General features: G+C 61.9%; 26 protein-coding genes. 11 read left to right on the plus strand and 15 right to left on the minus strand.

Annotation, left to right across the window (positions count from 1 at the left end; translation table 11 throughout):
- Positions 1-32 precede the first annotated feature (32 nt).
- From HALLA_RS14475 to HALLA_RS14505, 7 genes are all read right to left on the minus strand, one after another.
- Positions 33-506, minus strand: a complete 474-nt coding sequence (locus HALLA_RS14475; protein WP_049954220.1) for a VOC family protein — start codon at positions 504-506, stop codon at positions 33-35.
- A gap of 53 nt (positions 507-559) precedes the next feature.
- Positions 560-1,369 (minus strand): enoyl-CoA hydratase/isomerase family protein, encoded by an 810-nt coding sequence (locus HALLA_RS14480; RefSeq protein ID WP_049954221.1) that lies wholly within the window; start codon positions 1,367-1,369, stop codon positions 560-562.
- A gap of 24 nt (positions 1,370-1,393) precedes the next feature.
- A complete protein-coding gene (locus HALLA_RS14485; protein WP_049954222.1) occupies positions 1,394-2,152 on the minus strand; it encodes an ABC transporter ATP-binding protein in 759 nt (252 codons plus the stop codon).
- Positions 2,145-2,945, minus strand: a complete 801-nt coding sequence (locus HALLA_RS14490; RefSeq protein WP_049954223.1) for an ABC transporter ATP-binding protein — start codon at positions 2,943-2,945, stop codon at positions 2,145-2,147. The genes HALLA_RS14485 and HALLA_RS14490 overlap by 8 nt, the downstream gene beginning before the upstream one ends.
- Before the next feature lie 2 nt (positions 2,946-2,947).
- Positions 2,948-4,027 (minus strand): branched-chain amino acid ABC transporter permease, encoded by a 1,080-nt coding sequence (locus HALLA_RS14495; RefSeq protein WP_049954224.1) that lies wholly within the window; start codon positions 4,025-4,027, stop codon positions 2,948-2,950.
- Complete coding sequence (locus HALLA_RS14500) at positions 4,028-4,897, minus strand: branched-chain amino acid ABC transporter permease (RefSeq protein WP_049954225.1); 870 nt, start codon at positions 4,895-4,897, stop codon at positions 4,028-4,030.
- A 120-nt stretch (positions 4,898-5,017) separates the two neighbouring features.
- Positions 5,018-6,283 carry an ABC transporter substrate-binding protein gene (locus HALLA_RS14505; RefSeq protein WP_049954226.1) on the minus strand — a complete coding sequence of 422 codons (1,266 nt, stop codon included), beginning with the start codon at positions 6,281-6,283 and terminating at the stop codon, positions 5,018-5,020.
- A gap of 110 nt (positions 6,284-6,393) precedes the next feature.
- On the opposite strand from HALLA_RS14505, the gene HALLA_RS14510 reads away from it, so the two are divergent.
- The 3 genes from HALLA_RS14510 to HALLA_RS14520 all read left to right on the plus strand — a co-directional run bounded on the left by HALLA_RS14510 (position 6,394) and on the right by HALLA_RS14520 (position 9,785).
- Positions 6,394-7,287: a CoA transferase subunit A gene (locus HALLA_RS14510; protein ID WP_049954227.1), complete on the plus strand. Its 894-nt coding sequence runs from the start codon at positions 6,394-6,396 to the stop codon at positions 7,285-7,287.
- The gene (locus tag HALLA_RS14515; protein WP_049954228.1) at positions 7,277-8,050 is read left to right on the plus strand and encodes a CoA-transferase subunit beta; all 774 of its coding nucleotides are present in this window, start codon (positions 7,277-7,279) and stop codon (positions 8,048-8,050) included. Before HALLA_RS14510 ends, HALLA_RS14515 begins: the two co-directional genes overlap by 11 nt.
- A gap of 85 nt (positions 8,051-8,135) precedes the next feature.
- Positions 8,136-9,785: an acyl-CoA synthetase gene (locus HALLA_RS14520; RefSeq protein WP_084569050.1), complete on the plus strand. Its 1,650-nt coding sequence runs from the start codon at positions 8,136-8,138 to the stop codon at positions 9,783-9,785.
- A 939-nt stretch (positions 9,786-10,724) separates the two neighbouring features.
- On the opposite strand, the gene HALLA_RS14525 is transcribed toward HALLA_RS14520, so the two are convergent.
- The gene (locus HALLA_RS14525; RefSeq protein WP_049954229.1) at positions 10,725-11,009 is read right to left on the minus strand and encodes a 2Fe-2S iron-sulfur cluster-binding protein; all 285 of its coding nucleotides are present in this window, start codon (positions 11,007-11,009) and stop codon (positions 10,725-10,727) included.
- A 3-nt stretch (positions 11,010-11,012) separates the two neighbouring features.
- Positions 11,013-11,510 (minus strand): GNAT family N-acetyltransferase, encoded by a 498-nt coding sequence (locus HALLA_RS14530; RefSeq protein WP_049954230.1) that lies wholly within the window; start codon positions 11,508-11,510, stop codon positions 11,013-11,015.
- Between the two features lie 229 nt (positions 11,511-11,739).
- On the opposite strand from HALLA_RS14530, the gene HALLA_RS14535 reads away from it, so the two are divergent.
- The 7 genes from HALLA_RS14535 to HALLA_RS14560 all read left to right on the plus strand — a co-directional run bounded on the left by HALLA_RS14535 (position 11,740) and on the right by HALLA_RS14560 (position 16,173).
- Positions 11,740-12,660: a 1,2-phenylacetyl-CoA epoxidase subunit PaaC gene (locus HALLA_RS14535; protein ID WP_049954231.1), complete on the plus strand. Its 921-nt coding sequence runs from the start codon at positions 11,740-11,742 to the stop codon at positions 12,658-12,660.
- Positions 12,661-12,662: 2 nt separating this feature from the next.
- The gene (locus HALLA_RS14540) at positions 12,663-13,067 is read left to right on the plus strand and encodes a metal-sulfur cluster assembly factor (protein WP_049954232.1); all 405 of its coding nucleotides are present in this window, start codon (positions 12,663-12,665) and stop codon (positions 13,065-13,067) included.
- Positions 13,068-13,075: 8 nt separating this feature from the next.
- A complete protein-coding gene (locus HALLA_RS14545; RefSeq protein WP_049954233.1) occupies positions 13,076-13,285 on the plus strand; it encodes a phenylacetic acid degradation PaaB family protein in 210 nt (69 codons plus the stop codon).
- Positions 13,278-14,042 (plus strand): Phenylacetic acid catabolic protein, encoded by a 765-nt coding sequence (locus tag HALLA_RS14550; RefSeq protein WP_049954234.1) that lies wholly within the window; start codon positions 13,278-13,280, stop codon positions 14,040-14,042. The genes HALLA_RS14545 and HALLA_RS14550 overlap by 8 nt, the downstream gene beginning before the upstream one ends.
- A 3-nt stretch (positions 14,043-14,045) precedes the next feature.
- Positions 14,046-14,222: a PaaD-like zinc ribbon domain-containing protein gene (locus HALLA_RS21115; protein ID WP_169732149.1), complete on the plus strand. Its 177-nt coding sequence runs from the start codon at positions 14,046-14,048 to the stop codon at positions 14,220-14,222.
- Positions 14,223-14,346: 124 nt separating this feature from the next.
- On the plus strand, positions 14,347-15,189 hold the full coding sequence (locus tag HALLA_RS14555) for an enoyl-CoA hydratase/isomerase family protein (RefSeq protein ID WP_049954235.1): 843 nt from the start codon (positions 14,347-14,349) through the stop codon (positions 15,187-15,189).
- Positions 15,190-15,321: 132 nt separating this feature from the next.
- Positions 15,322-16,173 (plus strand): acyl-CoA thioesterase, encoded by an 852-nt coding sequence (locus HALLA_RS14560; protein WP_049954236.1) that lies wholly within the window; start codon positions 15,322-15,324, stop codon positions 16,171-16,173.
- Positions 16,174-16,205: 32 nt separating this feature from the next.
- Here the strand turns inward: HALLA_RS14560 and HALLA_RS14565 are convergent, their stop codons facing one another.
- From HALLA_RS14565 to HALLA_RS14585, 5 genes are all read right to left on the minus strand, one after another.
- Complete coding sequence (locus tag HALLA_RS14565) at positions 16,206-17,168, minus strand: MBL fold metallo-hydrolase (RefSeq protein ID WP_049954237.1); 963 nt, start codon at positions 17,166-17,168, stop codon at positions 16,206-16,208.
- Positions 17,169-17,172: 4 nt separating this feature from the next.
- Positions 17,173-18,588: a UbiD family decarboxylase gene (locus HALLA_RS14570; protein ID WP_049954238.1), complete on the minus strand. Its 1,416-nt coding sequence runs from the start codon at positions 18,586-18,588 to the stop codon at positions 17,173-17,175.
- Positions 18,585-20,123: a UbiD family decarboxylase gene (locus tag HALLA_RS14575; RefSeq protein ID WP_049954239.1), complete on the minus strand. Its 1,539-nt coding sequence runs from the start codon at positions 20,121-20,123 to the stop codon at positions 18,585-18,587. Before HALLA_RS14575 ends, HALLA_RS14570 begins: the two co-directional genes overlap by 4 nt.
- Positions 20,120-20,617, minus strand: a complete 498-nt coding sequence (locus tag HALLA_RS14580; protein ID WP_049954240.1) for a hypothetical protein — start codon at positions 20,615-20,617, stop codon at positions 20,120-20,122. Before HALLA_RS14580 ends, HALLA_RS14575 begins: the two co-directional genes overlap by 4 nt.
- 144 nt (positions 20,618-20,761) lie before the next feature.
- Positions 20,762-21,523 carry an enoyl-CoA hydratase/isomerase family protein gene (locus HALLA_RS14585; RefSeq protein ID WP_049954241.1) on the minus strand — a complete coding sequence of 254 codons (762 nt, stop codon included), beginning with the start codon at positions 21,521-21,523 and terminating at the stop codon, positions 20,762-20,764.
- A 485-nt stretch (positions 21,524-22,008) separates the two neighbouring features.
- Here HALLA_RS14585 and HALLA_RS14590 point away from each other — a divergent pair, with 485 nt between their 5' ends.
- Positions 22,009-22,500: a universal stress protein gene (locus tag HALLA_RS14590; RefSeq protein WP_049954242.1), complete on the plus strand. Its 492-nt coding sequence runs from the start codon at positions 22,009-22,011 to the stop codon at positions 22,498-22,500.
- Positions 22,501-22,561: 61 nt separating this feature from the next.
- Here the strand turns inward: HALLA_RS14590 and HALLA_RS14595 are convergent, their stop codons facing one another.
- Entirely contained in the window at positions 22,562-23,275 is a 714-nt protein-coding gene (locus tag HALLA_RS14595; RefSeq protein ID WP_049954243.1) for a PHP domain-containing protein, read from the minus strand.
- Between the last annotated feature and the right edge of the window lie 49 nt (positions 23,276-23,324).

A 23,324-nucleotide genomic window follows, 5' to 3' on the forward strand; every position in this document is an offset into this window, starting at 1 on the left:
GTCGCTTCGGATCGCCCAGCCGCTCGGACCGCTCAGTCGCTATCGACTCGAGCGCCCCCGATACAGGGGTTTCCATGCTCCCGTCGGCTCTCGACGTAGCTCTCGTGATACTCCATGAGCTGAAACAGCGTGCCCGTTGGATTCGCCGGCGAAACGAACGCCTCCGACCAGTCTTCGCGTTCCGTGTAGTCGACGACCTGGAGTCCCGCCCGCTCGAGCGTCTCGATCATCCCCTCGATATCGCCGACCTCGAGCGTCACGTGGTGGAGTCCCGGCCCGTTCTCCGCGAGGTAGCTCGTCAGAAACGTCCCGTCGGCGATCGGGGCGATGAGTTCGATCCGCGAGGCGTCGCCGAGTTCGTAGTAGGCCCACCTGAACTCGTCCTCGACCGGCTCCTCGAGGAGTTTCTCGCAGCCGAGTGCCTCGAGAACCGGTTCGCCGGCCTCGATCGACTCGATGGCGATACCGACGTGATCGACCCGAATCGGAATGTCGTGTGCTGCCATAGCACTATCGTGTACGAGTGCCGATCACAAAGGGATTCGCGTCGCGGGAGGCGTTACTCCCACTCGGGCTGGCGATCCTCGAGGAACGCAGAGAGCCCCTCGTCGAAGACGTCCGAGTCGCTCATTCGCTTGATCGCGGCGCGTTCTTCCTCGAGGTGCCTGTCGAGTCGTCCGTCGAAAACGGAGTCGACGAGCGTCTTCGTCCGGGCGTACGTTTCGGTGGGCCCGTCGGCGTACTCGATCGCGCGTTCCGTAACCCTGTCGAGAAACGCCGATTCCGGCCCGTCGAAGCACTCGTTCGCGAGACCGAGGTCGACGGCTTCGCTCGCGGTGATCGGATCGGTGTCGAAGAACAGCTCTCGGGCTTTGTACGGGCCGACGGTCTTGACGAGGAAGAACGGAGCCGCGTTATCGGGGGTGAGCCCCACTCGCGCGTAGCCCGTGTTGAGGACCGCGTCCTCGTGCATGTAGACGAGATCCGAGGCGAGGACGAACCCGAGTCCGCCGCCCGCGGCGACGCCGGTGACGCCCGCGATCACCGGCGCGGGGAAGGTCCGAACCGATCGGATGAATCGATTCGAGGCGGCGGCGATCGTATCGATCTTGGCCGACCGCATTTCCTGCGGGGTCCGTTCGATCTCGCCGAGGTCGGCCCCGGCCGAGAACACCGGCTCGCCGTGCAGGACGAGCGCGTCGACGTCCCCGGACAGGGATTCGACGGCAGTGGCAAGCGCCTCGACGCTCGAGGGGTGAAAGACGTTCAACGACGTCCGATTCGTTTCGAGGACAAGTCGAGCGACCGACTCGGTCTCGAGACGTTCGATGCGAACCGATTCGTGAACGCGTTCTACCGTGTTACTCACGGTAATTCACTCCGTGTGGAACCATCATTTGACCCCGAGATACGATTCCATTGCCTCGCGATCCGTGGCCAGCTCCGCGGCGGGCGATTCGTGGACGATTTCTCCGGTCTCGAGGACGTAGGCGTAATCGGCCAGCCCGAGCGCCATCTCCGCGTTCTGCTCGACGAGCAGGATCGTCACGCCGTCGTCGTTGAGTTCGCGAATAATCGCGGCCACGTCGTCGACGATCTGCGGTGCCAGTCCCTCGGAGGGCTCGTCGAGCAAGAGCAGGTCGGTGTCGGGTCCGAGCAGCGCTCGAGCGATGGCCAGCATCTGCTGTTCGCCGCCGCTCATGGTTCCGGCGTCCTGCTCTCTGCGTTCGTCGAGTCGCGGGAACCGGCGGTAGATCTCCTCGAACTGATCGGTCTGCTTCCCGTCGCCGCTGTGGGCTGCGAGTCGCAGGTTCTCCTCGACGCTTAGCCCGCTGAAGACGCGCCGTTCCTCGGGTACCCACGAGATTCCCTGTTTTCGGATTTCGTGGGGCTCCCGGCCCTGTATCTGTTCGTCACCCTTGGTAATTTCTCCGTTCGTCACGGGTGTTAACCCCATGATACTGCGGAGTGTCGTCGTCTTGCCCGCACCGTTTCTGCCGACCAGCGCGACGATGTCGCCGCGGTCGATCGTCAGCGAGAGATCGAACAGGATGTGACTCTCCCCGTAGTGCGTATCGATCGAATCGACCGACAGCAGGGTGTCGTCGCTGTCGTCCGCTTGCAGCTTCGCTTCAGCGTTGGACTCACTCATCGCTACCACCTCCGAGGTACGCCTCCTGAACCCGGTCGTCGTCCTGGATCTCGGCCGGGGTTCCGCGAGCGAGCAGTGAACCCTTGTTCATCACGGCGATGCGGTCGGAGATATCCATGACGATGTTCATGTCGTGTTCGATGAGGACGAGGGTCACGTCCGCTGCGATTTCCGTGATCAACTCGACCGTCTCTCTGGTCTCCTCGGGACTCATCCCCGCCGTGGGTTCGTCCATCAACAACAGCTCCGGGTCGGCGGCCAGCGAGATGGCGATCTCGAGGTGTCGCCGCTGACCGTAGGAGAGGTTCGCCGCCTGACGGTCGGCGACGTCGGCTAGGTGGACCTGCTCCAACACCCGTCTCGCCTCCTCGATCGGTCGTTCGATGCCGCCGTGGTGACGAACGAAATCGCCGGGACGGAAGCCGGTGGTACGCGCCTGCGTCGCGAGTCGGACGTTCTCGAGGGCGGTCAACTCGTCGAAGAAGTTCGTGATCTGGAACGAGCGGACGATTCCGCTCGTGACGATATCGTGTGGCTCCTCGCCGCCGATTTCGTTACCGCGGAACCTGATGTTCCCGGTCGTCGGCGCGTGTTTTCCGGTAAAGAGGTTGAACAACGTCGTCTTCCCCGCTCCGTTCGGCCCGATGATCGACGTGATCGACCCGGACTCGATCTGGAGCGACACGTCGTCGACCGCGGTCAACGCGCCGAATTTTTTCGTCAGACTCTCCGTCTCGAGAACGATTCCGTCTTCGACCTCGGCCGCTTTCGCGTCTGTCGTACTCGTAGTCATAGTTAGCCTCTCACCGCCTCGACGTAGTTTCGAACCGCTCCCCTGGCGTTTTCGATCGCACCGCCGGGATCGTTTCGAAGCGAGATCAAGATCCCGGCGAGTCCCCGCGGCGCGAAGATGACGACGCCGACGAAGATCGAACCGAGGATAACCTCCCAGCTCGCGAAGCCGGCGAGTTGTTCCTCGAGCAAGACGACCAGCCCAGCGCCGAGCATCGGTCCCCAGAGCGTCCCCATGCCGCCAAGGAGCAACATGACGATGAGTTCCCCGCTGATCATCCAGTGGAGGTTCCCGGGGTGGGCGACGCTCTGGAACGGGACGTACAGGCCGCCCGCGAGGCCGGCGAATCCGCCGCTTATCGCGAACCCGACGACCTTGTAGCGGCGCACGTCGTAGCCGATGAACTCCACGCGCTCTTCGTTTTCGCGGATCCCCTGTAACACCCGTCCGAACTGCGAGTTCGCGAGCCGGACGAGTACCGCAAGCGAGAGCGCGACCAGCGCGAGCGTCAGGTAGAAGTACATGAGCGTCTCCGTGAAGTCGATTCCGAACAGCTCGTACATGCCGATTCCGTAGAGACCGTTGTCCCCGCCGGTAACCGACTCCTGGCCGAGGACCGTGGCAGGGAGGTCAGTAAACGCGATCACGTAGAACATCTGTGCGAACGCGAGCGTCAACATCGCGAAGTAAATCCCGCGGGCCCGCACGCTCAACCAGCCGATGAGTGCAGCGACGACGACGCCGGCGATGACGGCCACCGGCAGGACGACGAAGGCATGGGACGTCCCGTCGGTGAGGAGTATCGCGGCCGCGTAGCCCCCTGCGCCGAACATCGCAGCGTGGCCGAACGAGAGCAAGCCCGCGTAGCCGAACACGAAGTCGAGACTCAGCGCGAACAGGGCGAAGATCATCATCCGAACCAGCAGGTTCAACCAGAACGGGTGGATCTGTTCGACGATCGGTGCAGCGACTGCGAGCGCGGCAATCGCGATGACCAGTGCGAGTCGACCACGGCTCGAGAGGAGTTGATTCCCCGTTCCCGTGGGCGAACGACGCTCGAAGAATTCGGTGACTGCTTTCATTTATGCTGCCTCCGTGGTTCCGAAGAGTCCGCTCGGTTTCGCCATCAGTACAACTGCCATCAGTACGAACAGGAACAGTTCGGTCAGCGTCGGTGCGAGCAGGGCTCCGTACGCCGTTACCAGCCCGATCAGTAACGCGCTGTAGACCGCGCCGCGGAAACTGCCGAGTCCACCGATGACGACGATGATGAACGCCTCGATGATGACGTTGAATCCCATACCGGGATGGACCGACTGCGTTCCGCTCAACAGGACGCCGGCAACGCCGGCGAGCACGGCGCCGAAGACGAACACGCCAGTGAACACCTTCGAGACGTCGACGCCGAGCGCGTTGACCATCTCCGTATCGTGGGCGCTCGCACGCATCAGAATTCCCATGTTCGACCGTTCGATCGCGAGCCAGACCAGTCCGATCAACACCGAACTGAAGGCGAACACGAACAGCCAGTAGATCGGGTAGTTGATCGGTCCAACCGGAATCGATCCCGAGAGTATTTCGGGCGTCGGCATCTGTCGCGACTGCGCTCCCCAGATCTGGACGATCGCACCCTGTATCATGATCGCGATGCCGAACGTCAAGAGGATGTGATACAGCGGGTTTCGTCCGTAGAGCGGTCGAAGCGACAGGATTTCGATCGCCGCTCCGACGAGCCCGACCAGAAGTGGCGCGATGAGCAAGGCCAGCCAGAAGTTACCGAACTGGCCCGCGATAATCGTCCCGAAGTACGCGCCGAGCATGAACAGCGAGCCGTGTGCGAAATTGATCACGTCTAACATGCCGAAGATCAGGGTCAACCCCGCGGCGATGAGCGCGAGGGTCATTCCGAGCTGGAGGCCAAGCAGCGTCGCCCGGATTATCGACTCAACCATGCGTGACTGGCCCCCAGACGGATTTGTCGTACTCGCGGCTCGACGCGACTCGAGCGATACGAGGCGTCCCTATTCGTCCGGCTGGACCGCCGTCGAGACAGTTCGTGTCGCTCATACGAGTCACAGGCTGCAACCCCAGTCCGGTCCTTCGACCATCTCGATTGTCTCGGTCACTTCGTTTTCGACGGCATCCTCGCCGTCGCTCTCGACGACCTCGAGGACGTGCATGTCCTGGATCGCTTCGTGGGTATCGGGATTAAATTGGAAGTTCCCGCGCGGACTGTCCAGTTCCATTCCCGAGAGGGCGTCGACGAGGTCGTCCGGGTCCGATCCGCCGGCGTCTTCGACGGCAGCGCCGAAGGCCTGCCCCGAGTCGTACCCCTGGCAGGCGTAGACGTTAGCCGACGCGTCGTACAGGTCGTTGTACTCGTCGACGAACGCCTGATTTCGGTCGCTCTCGATCGTCGACGTGTAGTGCAGCAGCGAGTACATGCCCGCCGCCTCGCTTCCTTGCGAAGGGAGCGTGTCCTCCGAGAACATGAACCCGCTCGCGGTCTGAGTCATCTCCTCGTGGATGCCGAGACTGGTGAGATCGTTGACGTAGTTGACGGCGTCGGAACCCGCGAAGAACGAGTAAATCGCGTCCGCGCCCGAGTTTTCGACGTCGCCGAGGTACGGCGCGTAGTCGCTGGTGCCGAGCGGGATACCGACTTCCTCGACGATTTCTCCGCCGGCCTCTTCGAAGGCTTCGCTGAAGAAATTCTTCGAGTTCTGTCCGAACGCGTAATCCGCGTAGGTCAGACAGACGTTGTCGGCGACGTTGTCGTACACCCACTCGGCGAGCGGGGCACTCGTCTGCCAGTCGTTGAACGACGTCCGGAAGTGATAGTCCAGACATCCTTCCTCGGTCACGCGGTAGTCGCCCGCGTTCGCGTTGAGCCAGACCGCGCTCGACTCGGCTTCAACGATTCCCATCATCGCGATCGCCACGGCGCTCGAGACCGGGCCGACGATCGCATCGACGCCCTCTTCGACCAAGAGCTCTCGCGTGACGTCTACGCCCCGGTCGGTGTCCGCCTCCGTATCGAGTTGGACGGTTTCGACTTCCTCGCCGTTTACCTCGCCGTCCTGTTGCTCGAGATACATATCGAATCCGTTGACGATACTTTCCCCGAGATAGGCGTACGTCCCGGTAAACGGGAGCGCGTAGCCGACGGTGAGCCCGGAAGAACCACCGGTACATCCCGCAAGCGTTGCGGCGACGCCAGTTGCCGCCGTTCCCGCTAGATACTGTCGACGAGAGAGCGTCGGCGTGGTTGCCCGCTTGCGCTGGCGGCTCGTACTGTCCCCCTGATTGCTAGTTGCATCCGTGCCTCTACGAGACATATGGCTTGTGTGCACACCACATGTATATATAACTTTTGTTAATGTCGGTTTCGGCACGGTGTGCCCGCGACAATGGGATTTAACTACCTCCGTTTGGTACTCGGTGGTACATGACAGGCGACGTAGCGACGCTCGAGGAGGCCGTCTCTCGAATCGATTCTGGAAGTTCGATCGCGACCGGACTCGCGCTCGAGCACTCGATTCCGTTCGCGGCGGGACACGAACTGCTCCGACAGGGTATCGACGATCTCACGCTGATCGGGCCGATTAGCGACCTGCTGTTCGATCAACTGATCGGCGGCGGTGCGGTTGCTGGCGTTCGGGCCGCCTGGGCAGGGAACGTCAGCGCCGGGACGGGGTACCGGTTCAGAGAGGCCATCGAAACCGGCGCGATTACCGTCGAGGACCACTCCAACTTCAGTATCGCGCTGGCGTTACAGGCCGGGGCGATGGGCGTCCCGTATCTGCCGACGAAGTCGCTTCTCGGGAGCGACATTTTCGAGCGCAGCGACCTGTTCCGCGAGGGGACCGACCCCTTCGGTGGCGACCGACTCGCGCTCGTTCCGGCCATCGAACCGGACTGGGCGATCGTACACGCCCAGCGGGCCAGTCCCGCGGGCGACGCGCATCTCTGGGGGAACACGGGCATTACCGAACCCGCGATCGGTGCCGCGGATAACGTCCTCGTGACCGCAGAAGAGATCGTTTCTCCCGAGGTAATCAAGAGCGATCCGAGCAGAGTTGCGATCACTCGAGACGCGGTGACGGCGGTCGCGGAGTGTCCCTTCGGCGCGCACCCCTCGCCCGTGGCGGGCTATTACAACCGGGACAACGAGTACTACCTCGAGTACAGCGGGCAGACGAAAACCCAGGCGGCGTTCGAGGAATGGGCCGAGAAGTGGGTCTACGGCGTCACAGACCGGGCCGAGTACGAGACGCTCGTCGAACGGGAGCTGGGGATCACCGATCCCACAATCGCCGCGGAGGTGCAGTATGGCCAGTGAGGAGTACACGGATCGGGAACTGATGGTCAGCGCGGCCGCGAGCGAGATCGACGACGGCGACACCGCGTTCGTCGGCATGCGGCTGCCGCTGATCGCGTTCCAGGTCGCGGTGAGCACCCACGCTCCGAACTCGATGGCGGTCTACGAAAGCGGCGTCGTGCGAGATTCTCCTGCCGAGGGGTTCATCCACACCATGTGTGATCTCCCGAACCTGAATCGTGCGGTGTCGACGACTGGGATGATCGATATCATGTCCCGCCTCCAGCGCGGTGACGTCGACGTCGGTTTTCTGGGCGGTGCGGAGATCGACCGCTACGGCAATCTGAACACGACGTGGGTTCGGGGCGGCGAGCAGGAGATTCGACTCCCCGGAAGCGGCGGTGCCTGTGACATCGCCTGTCTGGCCGATCGGACCGTGTTGCTCATGCCCCACGAACCGCGTCGGTTCGTCGAGTCGGTCCACTACGTCACCAGTCCCGGCCACTCGAGCGACGGGCCCGGGCGGAATACCCATCCGGATTCGGGCGGCGGACCGAGCGCGCTCGTCACCTCGAAGGCGACGTTCGGCTTCGACGACGATGGCGAACTCTACCTCCGAAGCCTCCACCCGGGTGCGGACGAAGCGTCTGTCCTCGAGGACTTCCCGTGGGAGGTACAGACGGCATCGGATGTCGGCGAGGGCTCCGTGACCACGACGCCCGAACCGACGGGCGAAGAACTCGAACTGATCCGGACGTTCGATCCGGACGGGTTCTGGACCTGATCGAACCCCTCGTTTCTCTCATCCGATATCATACATTCCAACCAGTCTCTCGAGAGAAAAACCGTTAGGTATATCATTTTAAGCTATGATGAACTACTCGTACATGCAGCAAACCGTTGCAGCGGAGTTTCTACCAGACGAGGAGAACGCTCCGGACTACATCTATCCGGTACCGGAGGCACACTACCCTCAACAGCTGAACGTGGTCGACGAACTGGTCGACCGTCACGTTCGGGAGGGACGCGGGGACAACGTCGCCGTGCGCTTCGAGGACCAGGAGATCACCTACGAGGAGTTACAGTCGCGGGTCAACCGACTGGGAAATGCGCTTCGTGATTCCGGCGTCGAAGCCGGCGACCGCGTCGTCGTCCGATTCCCGAACCGGCCGGAGGCCATTGTCTCCTGCCTCGCAACCCAGAAGATTGGTGCCGTCGCGCTACCGTCGATGAAACTGCTTCGGGCGAAGGAACTCGAGTACATCATCAACAACGCCGAAGCCACGACGGTTATCGTCTACGACGACCTCCTGGGAGAAGTCGAGAACGCGCTTCCCGAGCTAGAAACCGTCGAGAACGTCGTCGTTGCCGAGCGAAACGGCGTCGATCACAACTACCGAAGCTACGACGACTTACTCGATGGGGCGAGCGCGGACCTCGAGGCCTACGAAACGGACCGCGACGATCTAGCGTTGATGCTCTACACGAGCGGCACCACGGGGCGACCGAAGGGGGCGGTCCACACCCACAGACACGTGCTGGCGACGGCGGATTCGTACGCGCGATACTGCCTCGAACCGACGGAAGACGACGTCTTCGGCGGCAACCCTCCGCTTCCGTTCGCCTACGGCTACGGCGACCTCGTTACGTTCCCCCTCCGGTTCGGCGCAACTACGAGCCTGGTCGAGGACGCCTCGCCCGGCGACCTCCTCGAGGCGGTCGAGGACCACGGGATTTCCGTGCTCTGTTCGATTCCGACGGGCTTCAATCAAATCCTCTCGCAGCATCCCGACGGGCCGGCGGAGTACGACATCTCGTCACTCCGGGTCGGGCTCAGCGCGGGGGAGCCGCTGACCCCGACGACCTTCGAGAGTTTTCGGGACGAGTACGGGATCCCGCTTCTGGACGGCATCGGAACGACGGAGATGCTCCATATCTTCATCAGTCACCGCCACGACGAGGAGATCGATCCCAGCGCGACCGGCTTTCCGGTGCCCGGATACGAGTGCAAGATCGTCGATCCCGACACGGGGGAGGACGTCCCTCGCGGCGAACCGGGACTGCTCGCGGTCCGGGGTCCGACGGGAATCGAGTACTGGGATCGCCCGGAAAAACAACTCGAGTCGGTCGACGACGGCTGGTCGATCCCGGGCGATATCTTCGTCCACCGCGAGGACGGCCGGCTGGAGTACAAATCCCGCAGCGACGACCTCATCATCTCGAGCGGGTACAACATTCCCGGCCCCGAAGTCGAGGCGGTCGTCGAGGAACACGACGCCGTCTCGGAGGTCGCCGTCATCGGCAGCCCCCACGATGAGCGCGGCGAGATCGTCAAAGCGTTCGTCGTATTGACCGATGACACGTCGGTATACGACGGCCTCGTCGACGAGATACAGAACCACGTCAAGAATACGCTCGCACCGTACAAGTATCCGCGAGCCGTCGAGTTCATGGAAACGCTCCCGCGCACGGAAACCGGGAAGATTCGCCGGACAGAACTTCGAGAGCACGAACGATAGTAACCGTAACAGCGAGAGTCGTCGATCCGCCGAATCTACTCGAGCTAGTCAGGAGCTTCGACGCCGCTCCGGAACGCGATTCGTGATCGAACCATCCGCGTGATCTGTTCCGGGAACCGATCCGCCTCGAGCCTGCTTCTCCCGCCGAATCGGCGGTGACCGCTCTCCCAGCAAACCGATGAAAACACGCTGTTGTTGTGGTGGCCGCTGGTCGAGCGCTTCGGCGGGAGTCGGTGTTCGGTTTGTTGTGCAGGTCGACTTCCAAACCCCGTAGTGCGGTTCCGGGTGCCGCGGTGCTGTTGGCGTTCGGTAGGACGACGATTGGTGATCGAGCACGATGACCGATTAGTACTTCGAGCACCGATGAACCGATCAGCAAACGGACACCAGCGCGTCCGCTGTTCGATACGGTTCTTGACTTCGCCCGATCTCACGCTGAACGGGACTTTCAGAGCGTGTCGTCGGGACCGCTCGTCGTGTTCGCATCCCGTATACGGGCAGTGTATACCGGTAATATCGCTTCGAATGCCGTACAGTGGTGCTCTGGGGCCACTCTCATGGTATATGGTTGCATGTAACGGTTTGGATCTCACCTGTTGTCTCAACCAACGAGAACAATATTACGAAAGTACGCCTGTAAATGACTTTGCGACTCCCTCGACGGATCGGTCGGCAGCCCTGTGATGGGCCTATATCGGCGGCGTGGAGCATCCTCCCTCTAGACGAACGCTGTATACGAGATACGTATACGGTCCGTGTCCTGGTCCGGTTTCGGCCGCGAGGTGGTGATCTGACGCTAACAGGGTTCGGCTATTTTCGCTCGTGAGGACGACTCTCTGGTGCGACTCGCCTGCTGGACTCGAGCGACTAGCCGACGCGCCTCTCGAGAGCGCGTTTCGCTCATTCACCGAAAAACAGGAAGACTGAGTTTTCCGCCCTTCAGGGGCTCTCGTCGGTTCGAATGCGGAGGTCGGATCGGGGCTTCGCGATGCAGGTCAGCGCGTATCCTTCCTCTTTCTCGCTCTCGGAGAGGAACATTCCCTCGGTCTGGTCGACTTCGCCGTCCTCGACGACCATCCCGCAGCAGACGCCACAGACACCCATCCGACACTGATACGGGGGTGTGAGACCGGCTTCTTCGGCCGCCTCGAGCACCGGCTTGTTCGCCGGCACTTCGATCGTCCGACCCTCGTCGATAAACTCGACGGTGTAAGTCTCGACCATGGTTCAGTGGTCCTGGTCGATCGGTTTTTCGTAGACGTGCTCGACGGGTTCGAACGCCTCTCCCTCGTAGAACTCCTGTGAGTACGAGTCGCCGTCGATGGTGTCGACGCGGTAGAAGTCGACGTCCTTTGAGGAGTCGCTGAACCACTCGTGGACTTCCTCCAGCAGGGCGCTGCCGACGCCGTTGCCTCGGTGGCCTTCGGAGACGAAGTGTCCGTTTATGTAGCCGTGATTCTGGAGCCGGAAGATCGGATGATTCCCCATGATGCGGGCCTCGAGGACGCCGACGAGCTCGCCCGTCTCCTCGTGTTCTGCCACGATCACCGTTCCGTACTTCGACTCGAGCAGTTGGCTTTCGAAGTACTGGAGCCACCGATCGTTGGCGCTTTCTTTGTGGTGGTATCGCTCGTCGTATTCAGAGAGGTGTTCGGTGAACCCGTGCCAGAGTTCCAGCAGTTCCTCGCCGTCATCGACGCTCGCGTGGCGTATCTCGTACGACATGTCCTACTGTCTGCGTTGGACTACCAAAAAAGGCACTGCTCGAACCGGCGAAAAACGTGATGGTTTTGACTCGAACGATATCGTAACCGAACCAACGTGCGTTGTCCCGACGCGAGCCGATCCCCGCAGAACCCACCACCAATGGTAATTCGTCCGGTAAATACGCCAGACGTATACAGAAAACAATTATAACCCTGGGGTGACAACTGCTATTCGGACGAAACGAGCTATGCCCACGGAAAAACAATTCAAGAACGAACTACAGAACGGGAAGATGATCGAATCGACCGACGAGATGACCGACGGCTACGAGAAGGCCCTCAAACAGATCCTGCTCGTGTCGGGCGATACCGAGCTTATGAGCGCGCCCGCGTACTACGAACAGTCGCTCAACGCGCCGTCGCTCGACGCGCGGGCTTCGTGTATCAGCGTCATCCAGGACGAACTCGGCCACGGTCACATCGCCTACCGGCTGCTCGAGGACCTCGGCGAGGATCGGCAGGAACTCATCTACGAGCGAGAGCCCCACGAGTTCCGTAACACGTACGGGTTCGACCAGCACATCGACAACTTCGCCGAACTCGTGACGGCCCACGGCATCTTCGACCGCGCCGGGATCGTGCTCCTCAGCGACATTCACGAGAACACCTCCTACGCGCCGTGGAAGCGCGCGCTCACGAAGGTGAGCAAGGAAGAGCAGTTCCACCTCCGACACGGCGAAACCTGGATGCGCCGGCTCGCGAACAACAGCGAGAAGACGAAACGCCACCTTCAGGACGCGATCGACTGGATGTTCCCGATGGGCGTCGAGTGGTTCGGCATGCCCGACGACAAGAAAAAACACGACGACCAGCTCGAGTATCGTATCAAGGGCAAGTCCAACGACGAGCTCCGACAGGACTGGCTCTCGCGGACGCTCCCGCTGATGAACGAACTGGACCTCGACGTTCCGGCCCACTACAGCGACGAACGCGACGAGTACGTTCTCGAGTACGACCTCCCGGTGGCGTTCGACGCCGAGAACAAGGAGTGGCGCTTCGACGAACCCATTTCGTGGTCCGATGTCATGGATCGGTGGCGCTCGCGCGGTCCCGCCAACGACAGGTACGTGAACATGGTCCAGTCCGGAACCGTGGAACTCGAGGTGTAACGATGTCGAGTGCACGCACAAACCCAACGGAATCCGTGGAATCCGTAGAACCCGATCTGGCCGGGGAGTTCGTCGAGGGGCGTCGCGCCGATGCGACGCCGTTCGAGCGCGAACTCTGGGACATGATCGACGAGATTCCGGATCCGCACATTCCCGTCAGCCTCGTGGAGATGGGAATGATCTACGACGTCGAAGTAACGAACGGTCACGTCGCCGTCGAGATGACCTACCCGTGTATGGGCTGTCCGGCCTACGACATGATACAAAACGATATCAGGAGCTGTCTGTCCCTGACCGACGGCGTCGACGAGGTCGACGTCGAGGTCGTCTGGGACCCGGTCTGGTCGAAGGACATGCTCACCGAACCGGTCCGCGAAAAGATGCGCGAGTCCGGAATCAGCCTCTAACCCGATCTATGAAGTACGAAGTATTCGCACGAATAAACCAGGGTGACGATACCATCCACGTCGGTACCGTCACCGCACAGAGCGACAGACTAGCGCGGATGTACGCCTACAACACCTTCGACGAGGAAGACTGGAACTACCTGGCCGTCGTCCGGGAAGAAAACCTGCTCGAGGTCAGCGGCGACCAGCCCAAACGCGAGGTGGCGGCCGGTGAGTGAGTGGCCCGACCCGGCGGTCGACTACGTGCAGGCGATTTCCGATACGAAACTCGTCCTCGGACAACGGTACGCGGAGTGGAGCCTCTCCGGCCCCTCGCTCGAGGACGATATCGGGGGTGCGAGCGCGGCCCAGGAGGAGATCGGCCACGTTCGCCAACTCGCGCGCGAACTCGAGGGTCAGGGACGCGACCTCGAATGGATAAACGGCCAGCGGGACCCGGACGAGTTCGCGAACGCCGCCTGTCTCGACCGCCTCGAGGGAAGTTGGACGGAGTACGTCGCGTCGGTCGCGCCGGCAGACCGCGCCGCGTGGTATCTGCTCGACGCGATCGATCGAGACGATCTAGACGGCCTGATCACCAAGATGGGCGAAGACGAGTACTTCCACCTCGAGTACCACGACGCTCGCCTCGAGACGCTCGCCGAGGAAGATCCGGAAACGGTCCAGAACACGCTCGAGACGACGTTACCGCAGGCGCTCGCGCTCATCGGCCCGGCCGCCTACGACGAGGATGAGGACCCGGTCTACACCACCGGGTTCACGGACCGATCGGTCGCCGAGATTCGCGAATCCTACATCGACCACTACCGACGGCTCTTCGAGGGAACCGACGTCTCGCTCGAGGCCGTCGAGTGGGACGAACCCGCGCTCGACGACTGGGACGAAAAGCGGCGGCGGTCGGGCTCCGGCGCGATCAGCCAAACGGACGTCGAGCAGCTCCGAGGCGAGAAAAACCAGCTGTTTACGATGAACTAACCAATGACCGACGACCGCTCCGAATCGACCGTGTTATGCCCGTTCTGTGGCGCTGCGGACACGGAACAGGAGTCCGCGTTCGGGAGTGAAATCTCGAAGACGCAGTACTACTGCAACGGCTGTAACACGATGTTCGAACGGATCAAATACGACGGCGCGAACCCGGAAACGGGCCGGTAACCGCCGCGACGGGGGCACGCTGGTTGCCCGCACCCATAGCATCAGCTATCTTGTTATTTCAATTCTACCCAATTTCTCGCTAGAAAGAAAGGTACTTATAGGTGGGCCTCAATGAGTGTCTTGTATGCAACTCCGACCGTTCAGTGAGCTGGATCTGGAGTATTTCACCACAGAGGTAACCGACCACGTGGGCACCCTTCGACTGGACCGTCCGCCGGCGAACGCACACGACATCAACGTGCTGTTGGAGCTCCAACGCGCAGTCGAGGCGGTTCGGTTCGACGAGAGCGTGCGCGCGGTCCTCTTCGGGAGTTCGAACGACAAGTTCTTCTCGACCGGATTCGACATCAAGGTCTTACAGGAGAAATCGGGTCGACAGGTCGGCTACGCGAGCCAGACGAGCAAAGAGATCATCATGAAGATGCGGACGACCGACACCATCTTCATCGCGATGGTTAACGGCCACTGCATGGGCGGCGGCCTCGAGCTCGCGCTGGCCTGTGACTTCCGCTACGTCGGCAACGACGAGAGCTACAACATCGGCATGCCCGAGATCCACCTCGGTCTCATCGCGGGTGAGGCGGGCACCCAGTTGCTCCCGCGGTACATCGACCGCTCGGAAGCGCTCGAGATGATGCTTACCGGCGAGACCCTCACTCCGGAAGAAGCGACGGAGAAGGGCATCTTCGACGAGATCCACCCCCCGGACGAGATCGAAGACGCCGCCTTCGAGTTCGCCGAACTGATCGCCTCGAAAGCGAGCGTCGCCGTCGGCAACAACAAGCTGGCGGTCAACGAGGGCCTCGAGATGCCGCTCTCTGACGCGCTGGCACACGAACGCGAACTGCAGAACCGCTTGCTCGGCTCCGACGTCGCCAAAGAGGGCGTCGACGCCTTCCTCGACGACCGCGAGCCGGACTTCCTCGGCGTCGAACTCGGCGACGAAGAGCCCGGTTCCGACGAGTAACCGCTCGCCCCGTTCTCCGATCGCTTTTTCACCCGTAGAGATTTCCGTGACTCGTCTCGAGTTCGTCGCTTCGAGGCGGTGAAAATTACCGAATCCTGCACGTTCCTAACGCTGCTCACGAACGTACCTACTGTGCAATCGATTACGTCCCACCGGGTGCGGTTCGGGGAACTCGCCGGCCCGCTCGTGAGCAGTTCGACGCTGTTCGACTGGCAGTTGGTATCGACACAGGCGATCACGACCGCGGCCGACGATCCGTTCGAAGGCATCCTCGAGAACGACGGCATTCCGTACGCGCCCGTCGTCAACGCGGCTTCGGTCGCTCGGTATCCGACGATCGGCGACACGATCGACGTCGAAGCGACCCCGACGAACGTCGGCGACTCGAGCGTGGAGCTGACCTACGAAATCGTCGACCGGGACGGGTCCACGCTGGCGACCGCGCAGATGACACACGTCACGATCGGCCCCGACGGAACCGCGCTGTCGCTTCCGGAGTCCGCACGCGCCTACTTCGAGGAGTCGCGAGTCTCCCGGTCGCCGCCCGTCGGTCCTGATCGGGAACCGACCGAAGCCGACGCCGGCGCGCTCCCGTCGTTCTCGTCGTCGACTCGAGTCCGCAGCCCGTTGGCCGAGGGAGCGACGCTCGCGTACTTCGAAGAGTATCCCCGTCTCGCCACGATCGCGCTAGAAGAGCACATCGAGCGCCGCGGCGCGGACGTCGCCGACCTGTACGGCGAACGGATTCCGTTTCGGATGCGCGACTGGCGGTGGGAGTTCGAGTCACCGGTTCGGTTTCAGTCGACCCTCGATGTCGAGTGCGACGTGATCAGCGTCGACCGGGAGACGGTTCGAATCGAGCACACGCTCTCGAGCGACGGTCGGACGAGCATTCGGGGAACGACCGAATACGGCTGTTTCGACGACGCGGGCGAGCCGACCGCGTTCGACGAACGAACGCTCGAGTTATTCGACACGGCCTGATCGGTCGTCCGGCTCCACGAGCGCGGGCGGGGTCACGCCGTCAGATCGATCTCGCCGGGGTACGATTCGACGGCGGGCGCGTATTCGACGGGCGTCCCCGCCCCCTCGAGCGGTCGAACGAGGTTGAGTGCAGCCAACCGCTCGAGGTGGGCGGCCGCTTCGCCCGCGCCGAACTTCGCGTGCACGCCGGACATTTCGCCGAATAGTTCCCGCGCGACGGCCCATGGCGTGCTCGCGGTCGACTGTGCCGTCTCGAGCGCCCGAAAGCAGGCTTGAGCCCGCTCGCGGTGGTGGTCGCGTACCTCCTCGCAGGCCGCCGGAACATCGATCGTCGTTCCGTGGCCCGGATACCCGCGTTCGGCCGCGTTCTCGACCCGATCCAGTGACGAAAGATATTTTGCGAGCGGATCGGACAGCCGCGTGTCGCTCCCGCCCACGTTCGGCGTGTACGTCGGCAACAACAGGTCGCCCAGATAGACTATCCCGTCTGCCCGCAGTGACGCGTGCCCCGCCGTGTGCCCCGGCGTGTGGACGAACTCGACGCCGGCGACCACGTCGCCGTCGACGTGTGGTTCCGCCGGGAACGAATCCGGAAGCGGCGAGGGACTGTCGCCGTCTCTCACCTGCGTTCGCCTCGCCTCGGGGACGCCCCAGCGTTCGAGCGTCCGCTCATCGCGTTCGAGGCGGCGCTCTCGAGCGTTCGCGTAGTCGCCGACCAGCGGGCAGTCCGCACGGTGGACGTGTAACGCGGCGCTCGCTCGCTCGGCGACCCGACAGGAGAGTCCCGCGTGGTCGATGTGCCAGTGGGTGACCAGGACGTGTTCGATATCGGTGACCGACAGACCTGCCCTGGTAATTCCGGCCTGGAGGCTCGACCACGCCCGTTCGGTCGGTGGTCCCGGGTCGATGAGGACGCCGCGATCGGGCAGGACGTACGCGCTGTTTGCCCCTTCCGGCGAGCCGTCGCCGACGTCGATTCGAATAGTGTCACTCATAGCCTTACTTCGGAACCGTCGTCTCGTCCTGGTCGCCGAGCAGTTCGTCCAGCCCGAACTCCGCCCAGCGCTCGCTCAGCGCCTCGAGGATGTTCTCCGAGAACGCCGTCTCGAAGGTCACCCGCGGTGCGATGTACTCTTCGTCCCATCGCGGGTCCCAGGTCGCGTTGACGTAGAGCCGGGAGCCGGTCTCGCCGTCGCGTCGATACCCGGTCGCCGTCGCGGCGGGCGCGTTCGGTTCGCTGAAGGTCCAGTCGTTCGCCGGATGGGCTTTCACCCACATGTCGTTGACCGCTCGAGCGAGGTTCGTCGGATCCGCCTGCTCGTCCAGTACGACGACTTTGTCGAACAGATTCGAGAAGGAAAACAGCGTGTTCGCGAGTTGCCACTCGAAGCCGGCGTAGAGGATTTCGCTCGAGACGATACAGAGCCCGAGGCGGCCCTCGACGGGGAGCTGGATCCACTCGACCGGCGAGACGCCCCAGTAGTTGTTGACCCGCCTGAACAGCTGTGCGGCTTCGACGAGACTCGTGAGGTGCACGTCGTCGGTCATCGGACCGTTCGGCGGTGTAAACGAAACGATCGGCGACTCTCGCGTGGCGATCCGGTCGGCAGAAACTTCGATGGTCGCCGTGTCACCCGTCAGCTCCCAGGCGGCGTTCGGTCCGCGCGGTTCGGCCTCGACGACGCGTAGCGTGCCGTCGATCCGGACTTCCGCGTCGGCCGGTACGACCCGCGAATCGACGGTCGCCATCGGAATATCGGCCAATCCCGCGGCGAGTTCGGGAACCGCGGGCGTGGTCCGGTCCTGCGTCCACCCCTGCAGTGCAGCGAGCAGCGAACACGCCGACGCGCCGAGAACGACGCTCGCGGTCGCCGCCGGCTCACACCACTCCGCGAACGCCTCGGGAACCGAGAGACGGAGCGTTGTGCTGTGGAGGGCCTGTCCGCGAATCGGCACCCAGGTCGTCGTTCCCCGCTTCTCGGCGACGAGCACTCCGAGCGAGACGAGCGGATACCGGTCGGTCCCGACCGTTGGCAGGCCGAGGGTGTGTAGGTCTCCAGCCTCGTCGATGTCGGTCGCCGCCGGCTCGGTTTGCCGGTCCTCGACAGAGGCTGTTTCCCGTCCGGCCAGTCGCTCGAGCAGTTCGACGTACGAACAGTCGGGGCCGAGCCCGAGCGCCTGTGCGATCCGCTGGCCGGACTGGTGTGATCGGCTCGAGAACTGGCTGGGCCCGCCGTAGACGCCGCTCGCGAACCGCACCCGGCCGGGCGTAGTTTCGAACAGCGCTGCGGGAGCGCCGCCTCGGATCGCTTCCCGCGCGACGGTCGCGGCGGTTTCGTCCCAGTGAACCCCTTCGGTGATCGTCACCAGATCGTTCGTTTGCTCGAGGCGGTCGAGCTGCGTTCGAAGCGTCATCGGTCAGGGCCCTCCATCTCGATGAACGGGTCGGTTTCCGATTCGACTCCCGCCCGCTCGAATTCGAGTCCGGCCCGCTCGAGTATCTTCCGCGCTCGGTACGCCGCTTCGATATCGTCTTCTCGGGAGAAGTCGTCCGCGGCCGTCGCCGATCGATCGTCGGGCGCAGAACGCGTCGCGTCGATATATGCCTTCGCCGATTTCGCCTTCGACGTGCCGGTCTGCACGTCGCCCTTCTCGGTCGGCGTCTGGTAAATGTTCAGCGGAACCTTCGGCATCGTTTCGACGCCGAACTGGTGGAAGTCGGTGTCCGGGTCGGCGTGGAGCGCGAGTGCCTCGAGGACCGCCCGCTGATCGAGCGGGTCCACGTCGCCGTCGACGAAGACGAAGAAATCCACGTGGAGCATTCCCCAGGTGGTGAAGATGAAGTTCGCGAGTTCGTGGAGGTAGCCGGCATCCGTTGTCTCCGTCGAGATAACGTAGACTGTTCTGGGCGTCGATTTCCAGGGGACGCAACTTTCGACGTCGAAGCCGGCAGCCCGGAGGCCGAGCGTCGCGTCGGGCCCGACGCAGCCGACTTCCATCGAACTCGTGGAGTTTTCGGAATAGCCGACGCCCGTCCCTTCGACGCAGAAGGGAATAATCGGGTCCTCTCGGTGGGTTATCGCCGAGACTCGCAGGAGGGGCATCGATCGCCGGGGACCGTGCATGTAGCCGAAGTAGTCGCCGAACGGTCCCTCGTCTCGGCGTTCGTTTGGGACGATTTCCCCCTCGATGACCAGTTCGGCCGACGCGGGCACCATGAGATCGTTCGTCTCGGCGGGGACGAGTTCGATGGGTGCCTGTTTCAATCCCCCCGCGAACTCGGCTTCGCTCCTGCCCGTCGGGATCCACATGACGGAGGTGTACTGCACGGCGGGTTCGACGCCGACCGCGATGGCGACCGGCATCGGCTCGTCGCGTCGCTCGTACTTGTAGTAGTAGAGGTTCGGCGTCTGTTCGCCAGCCAGCAGTAATACGCTCGCGTTCTCGCCGTCGTGGATCATCGACCGGTGGTTCGACCAGTCGACCCACGACGAGTCGGGATCGGGCGCGATGAGCGTGTGGACGTTCGAGTATCGCCCGCCGTCGCCGCCGTGGATGTACGGCCAGGGAAACTCGAGCATGTCCACGTCGTCGCCGCTGACGACGAACTCCTTGCACGGCGCGTCGTCGGCCGAGACGGTCACCGGGTCCCGCGGATCTTTCAACCGATCGATGACGATTTCGTAGTACTCGCGCGCCGAGAGGTCCGGCGGGAGCCCCAGTCCGAGTGCGATCCGATCCCAGGGTCTATTCTGGGTTCCTCTGTACGGATCGCCAACGAGCCGAGCCGACTCGACGTCGTCGAAGACGGGGATCTTGCTGTCTTCTTTGTTCAACAGCATCGTGACGGCGCTGGCCTCGAGATTCCAGGACGTCGGCTCGGCGATTCGGTGGAGGTCACCTCTCGCTTCGAGTGTCTGTAGATACGCTCTGAGACTAGCGACCGTCATTCGTGTTCGTATAACTCCTCGGCGAGATCCGTGCGCTCAGATTGCACCTTGAGGTCGATGTACTCGCGGACGAGATTCGGATAGTTCTCCGAGAGGTGCTGTAACATAATCGTTCGACTCGCTTCGGAGACGGACTGAAACTCCCCCTTCTCTGTGAGATACTGTAACAATGCTTTCACCTCTTTGGATCGCGTGTTGATGACGGTCGACTGCTCTTCGATTTCTGCCGTCGTCGACTCGAGGAGTTCGAGGTCGATGTCCTCACCTTCGTCCGTTTCGATGATGTCGATGTACCACTCCTCTTCGGTATTCTCGTGTGGACCCTTGACGACGGTCAACGTCTCCGGATCCGTGAGGTTATCAGGGATTTTATCTATTCTGGCCCGGACGCTCGAGATCTCCTTCGTCCGTTCATCACTTATCTGTAATGTGGTCTCCTGCCCCGCTGGATCCTCGGGTAAGTTGTTTTCCGATGTGATGTAATTCCCTGTCATGCGCTCTACCAGATGTTGGTAAGTCAGCCAAATAAAAACCCTATATAATTTTTCGAACACATTCGATAGTTGATGTGGTTTGTGCGGCACGAACGGGCCGGCATTGTTCGGACGACGCCGGGGTCTGAGCCGCTCGAGTACGTCTCAATAATCTGGCTCTTCGTTCGCCAGAAACGCTCGTACGCCCTCTTCGTGCTCCGGCGAGCCGTAGGCGAGCGACTGCGTATGTATCTCGTGGGTGAGCGCGTCTCGCCAGCCTCGATTCATGTTCTCGTGGATCGCTCGCTTCGTGAGCCCGATCGTTTTCGAGGGCCGCTTTCGAAGCGTCTCGAGGAGTTCCTCGACCGTCTCGTCTAACTCCTGTGCGGGAACGGTCTCGTTTACGAGTCCGAGCCGTTGGGCCTCGCTCGCGGAGATGAACTCGCCCGTCATCGCCAGTCGTTTCGCCGCTCGAAGCCCGACGAGTTGCGGGAGGAGGAAGGTTCCGCCCGTATCGGGAACGAGTCCGACGCGCACGAACGCGCAACTGAAAGACGCGGATTCGACGGCGTAAGCGAAGTCACTGATAGCGGTTATCGCCAATCCGGCCCCTACGGCGTCGCCGTTGACTTTCGCGATGATCGGGAGCTCGGAGGAAAGGGCCGTTTCGACCACTCGTCCGAGGGTTTCGGTGACGCGGTCGACGGATTCCTTCGGTGTTTCGTCGCGGTCGGCCATCGCCTCGAGGTCGCCACCGGCGCTGAATGCGTCTCCCTCACCGGTGAGTACGATCGCGTCGAACTGCGTAGCGTCGACGGCTTCGATGGCATCCGCAAGTTCCGTCGCAGCGCTTGCAGTGAATGCGTTGAGCGACTCGGGACGGTCGAAGGTTATCGTCCGAACCCCCGCGCTGTCTTCGACGTTCATACCGTTGCAACTCCATTCTGCCTGTTAAATTTTCCTAGACCACACAGTCTACGATCCGGTTTGTCTCTCTATTCTAAATTTATTGCTATAAACAAAATTCACACAGATATAGTATATGTGTGGAAAAATTTCACTCACCATCTCTATTCAAAATTGAGTAGGTGCGATACTGGCCGTAAAATCCTGTTATAGCAGGGACTGTCCAGCACAGAGATGGTGAACTGGGGATCCCCATTCTAGTGGATCTCCTCGTCTGAACAATATGACGTGTAGGTTCGGTTTACGGGGTCAATTCAGGCTTGTTGGATGACTATCGACGCATATCACTAAAACATATAATTAATATATTATATATTTTATTACTACTATGCTTTATTGATACCTTCCGTACCTTCACCGGCCTCGAATCTAAATAAGATAATAACTATAATAGTAGTAAATACATAGTCACCTATTTATCTGCGGAGACAGTTGTTACTGTTACGATGAACGAAGATTCGCCCGGTTTAGATGGCATGGAGGATATCGGCATTGAAACCGTCGTTCTCGGGGTACGTGCTCGCGATGACGACCGCGCCGAGACGCTCGTGGATGCCGTGGAAGATATTCGCACGTCGAACGACCTCACCGTTATCGTTGCGTATATTTTCGATAAGGACTCTCACAACGAAACCATCAAGCAGGTGGTCGGTGCGGATAGTGAGCACGTCGACCCCGACGAGTTGGCTTCCAGAATGTCCGTCGTTCGAACGATCACCGACCTTCTCGAGGCAGCGTCCATCGACGTCGAAACTCGCGCCGCACCGGGAACGAGCGGGGATGGCCTCGTCGACATCGCTGAGGACGTCGACGCAGACCGGGTGATCATCGGCGGCCGTCGCCGATCCCCCACGGGCAAGGCGCTTTTCGGAAGCGCGGTCCAGACCGTGATGTTCAACGCACCCTGTCCGGTGACGTTCGTTCGCGATCAGGAGTAAGCGGCTCTGATTCGGTGTGCGATCGATACCAGCCAGTTGTCGTCGAGCGCTGCTCGAGCCGTCAGGAATCCTCTTCACCCGGCGGGGTTCCGACTCCCGGTGTCGGGTCCGCCATCGAATCGATCACGCGCTTTCGGCGGTGTATCGCCCTGTAGGCCCGACGCAGTAGTCGATCGAGCCGCGAGTGCGAGACGCGTGCGCTCACCCGTCCGTCGCGGATGGCATCGACCACCGATTCGGGCGTGAGTCGATCCGCTTCGACGACGGTGTAGGCCCGACCGACTTCGAAGGGGTAGTGAGCGTCGCTGCCACCGATAAGCGGGAGTCCCCGGTCGGCCGCCAGCTCCTCGACGAGCGGTCGCGAACGGGGGTGTTTTCCGTTGACCTCGATGGCGTCGAACGGCACGTCCTCGAGTTCACGGATCGTGCTGTTGCGAAACGGGTGGGCCACAATCGCGGCGCAGTCGCGCTCGTGAGCCAATTCGACCGCTTGCGCCGGTGTCAGTTCCCCGGGTTTCGTTTCCGAGGGCGGGTCGGGACCCACGACGAGAACGTGGCCGCGGTCGGTCGTGATCTCGATTCCGGGCAGTGTTTCGACGTCCGCAGGCGGCTCGAGGGGGGTGTAGTAATCGTGATTAGTCGTCGCGATACCGTCGAGACCGCGCCGTTGGGCCATTTTCGCGAGTGCCCGCGCGCCGAACGGGTCGAACAGGTCCCCGAGCGTTCGCCGGCCGTGGAAGAATCGCGTGTGCGAATGGAGATCGACGATGTACACGTGAAGGCATTCGCCGGGCAGGCCCTTTTTTGCTTGGCCGGCGTATCAC

This window comes from Halostagnicola larsenii XH-48, from assembly GCF_000517625.1.
Lineage (GTDB): Archaea > Halobacteriota > Halobacteria > Halobacteriales > Natrialbaceae > Halostagnicola > Halostagnicola larsenii.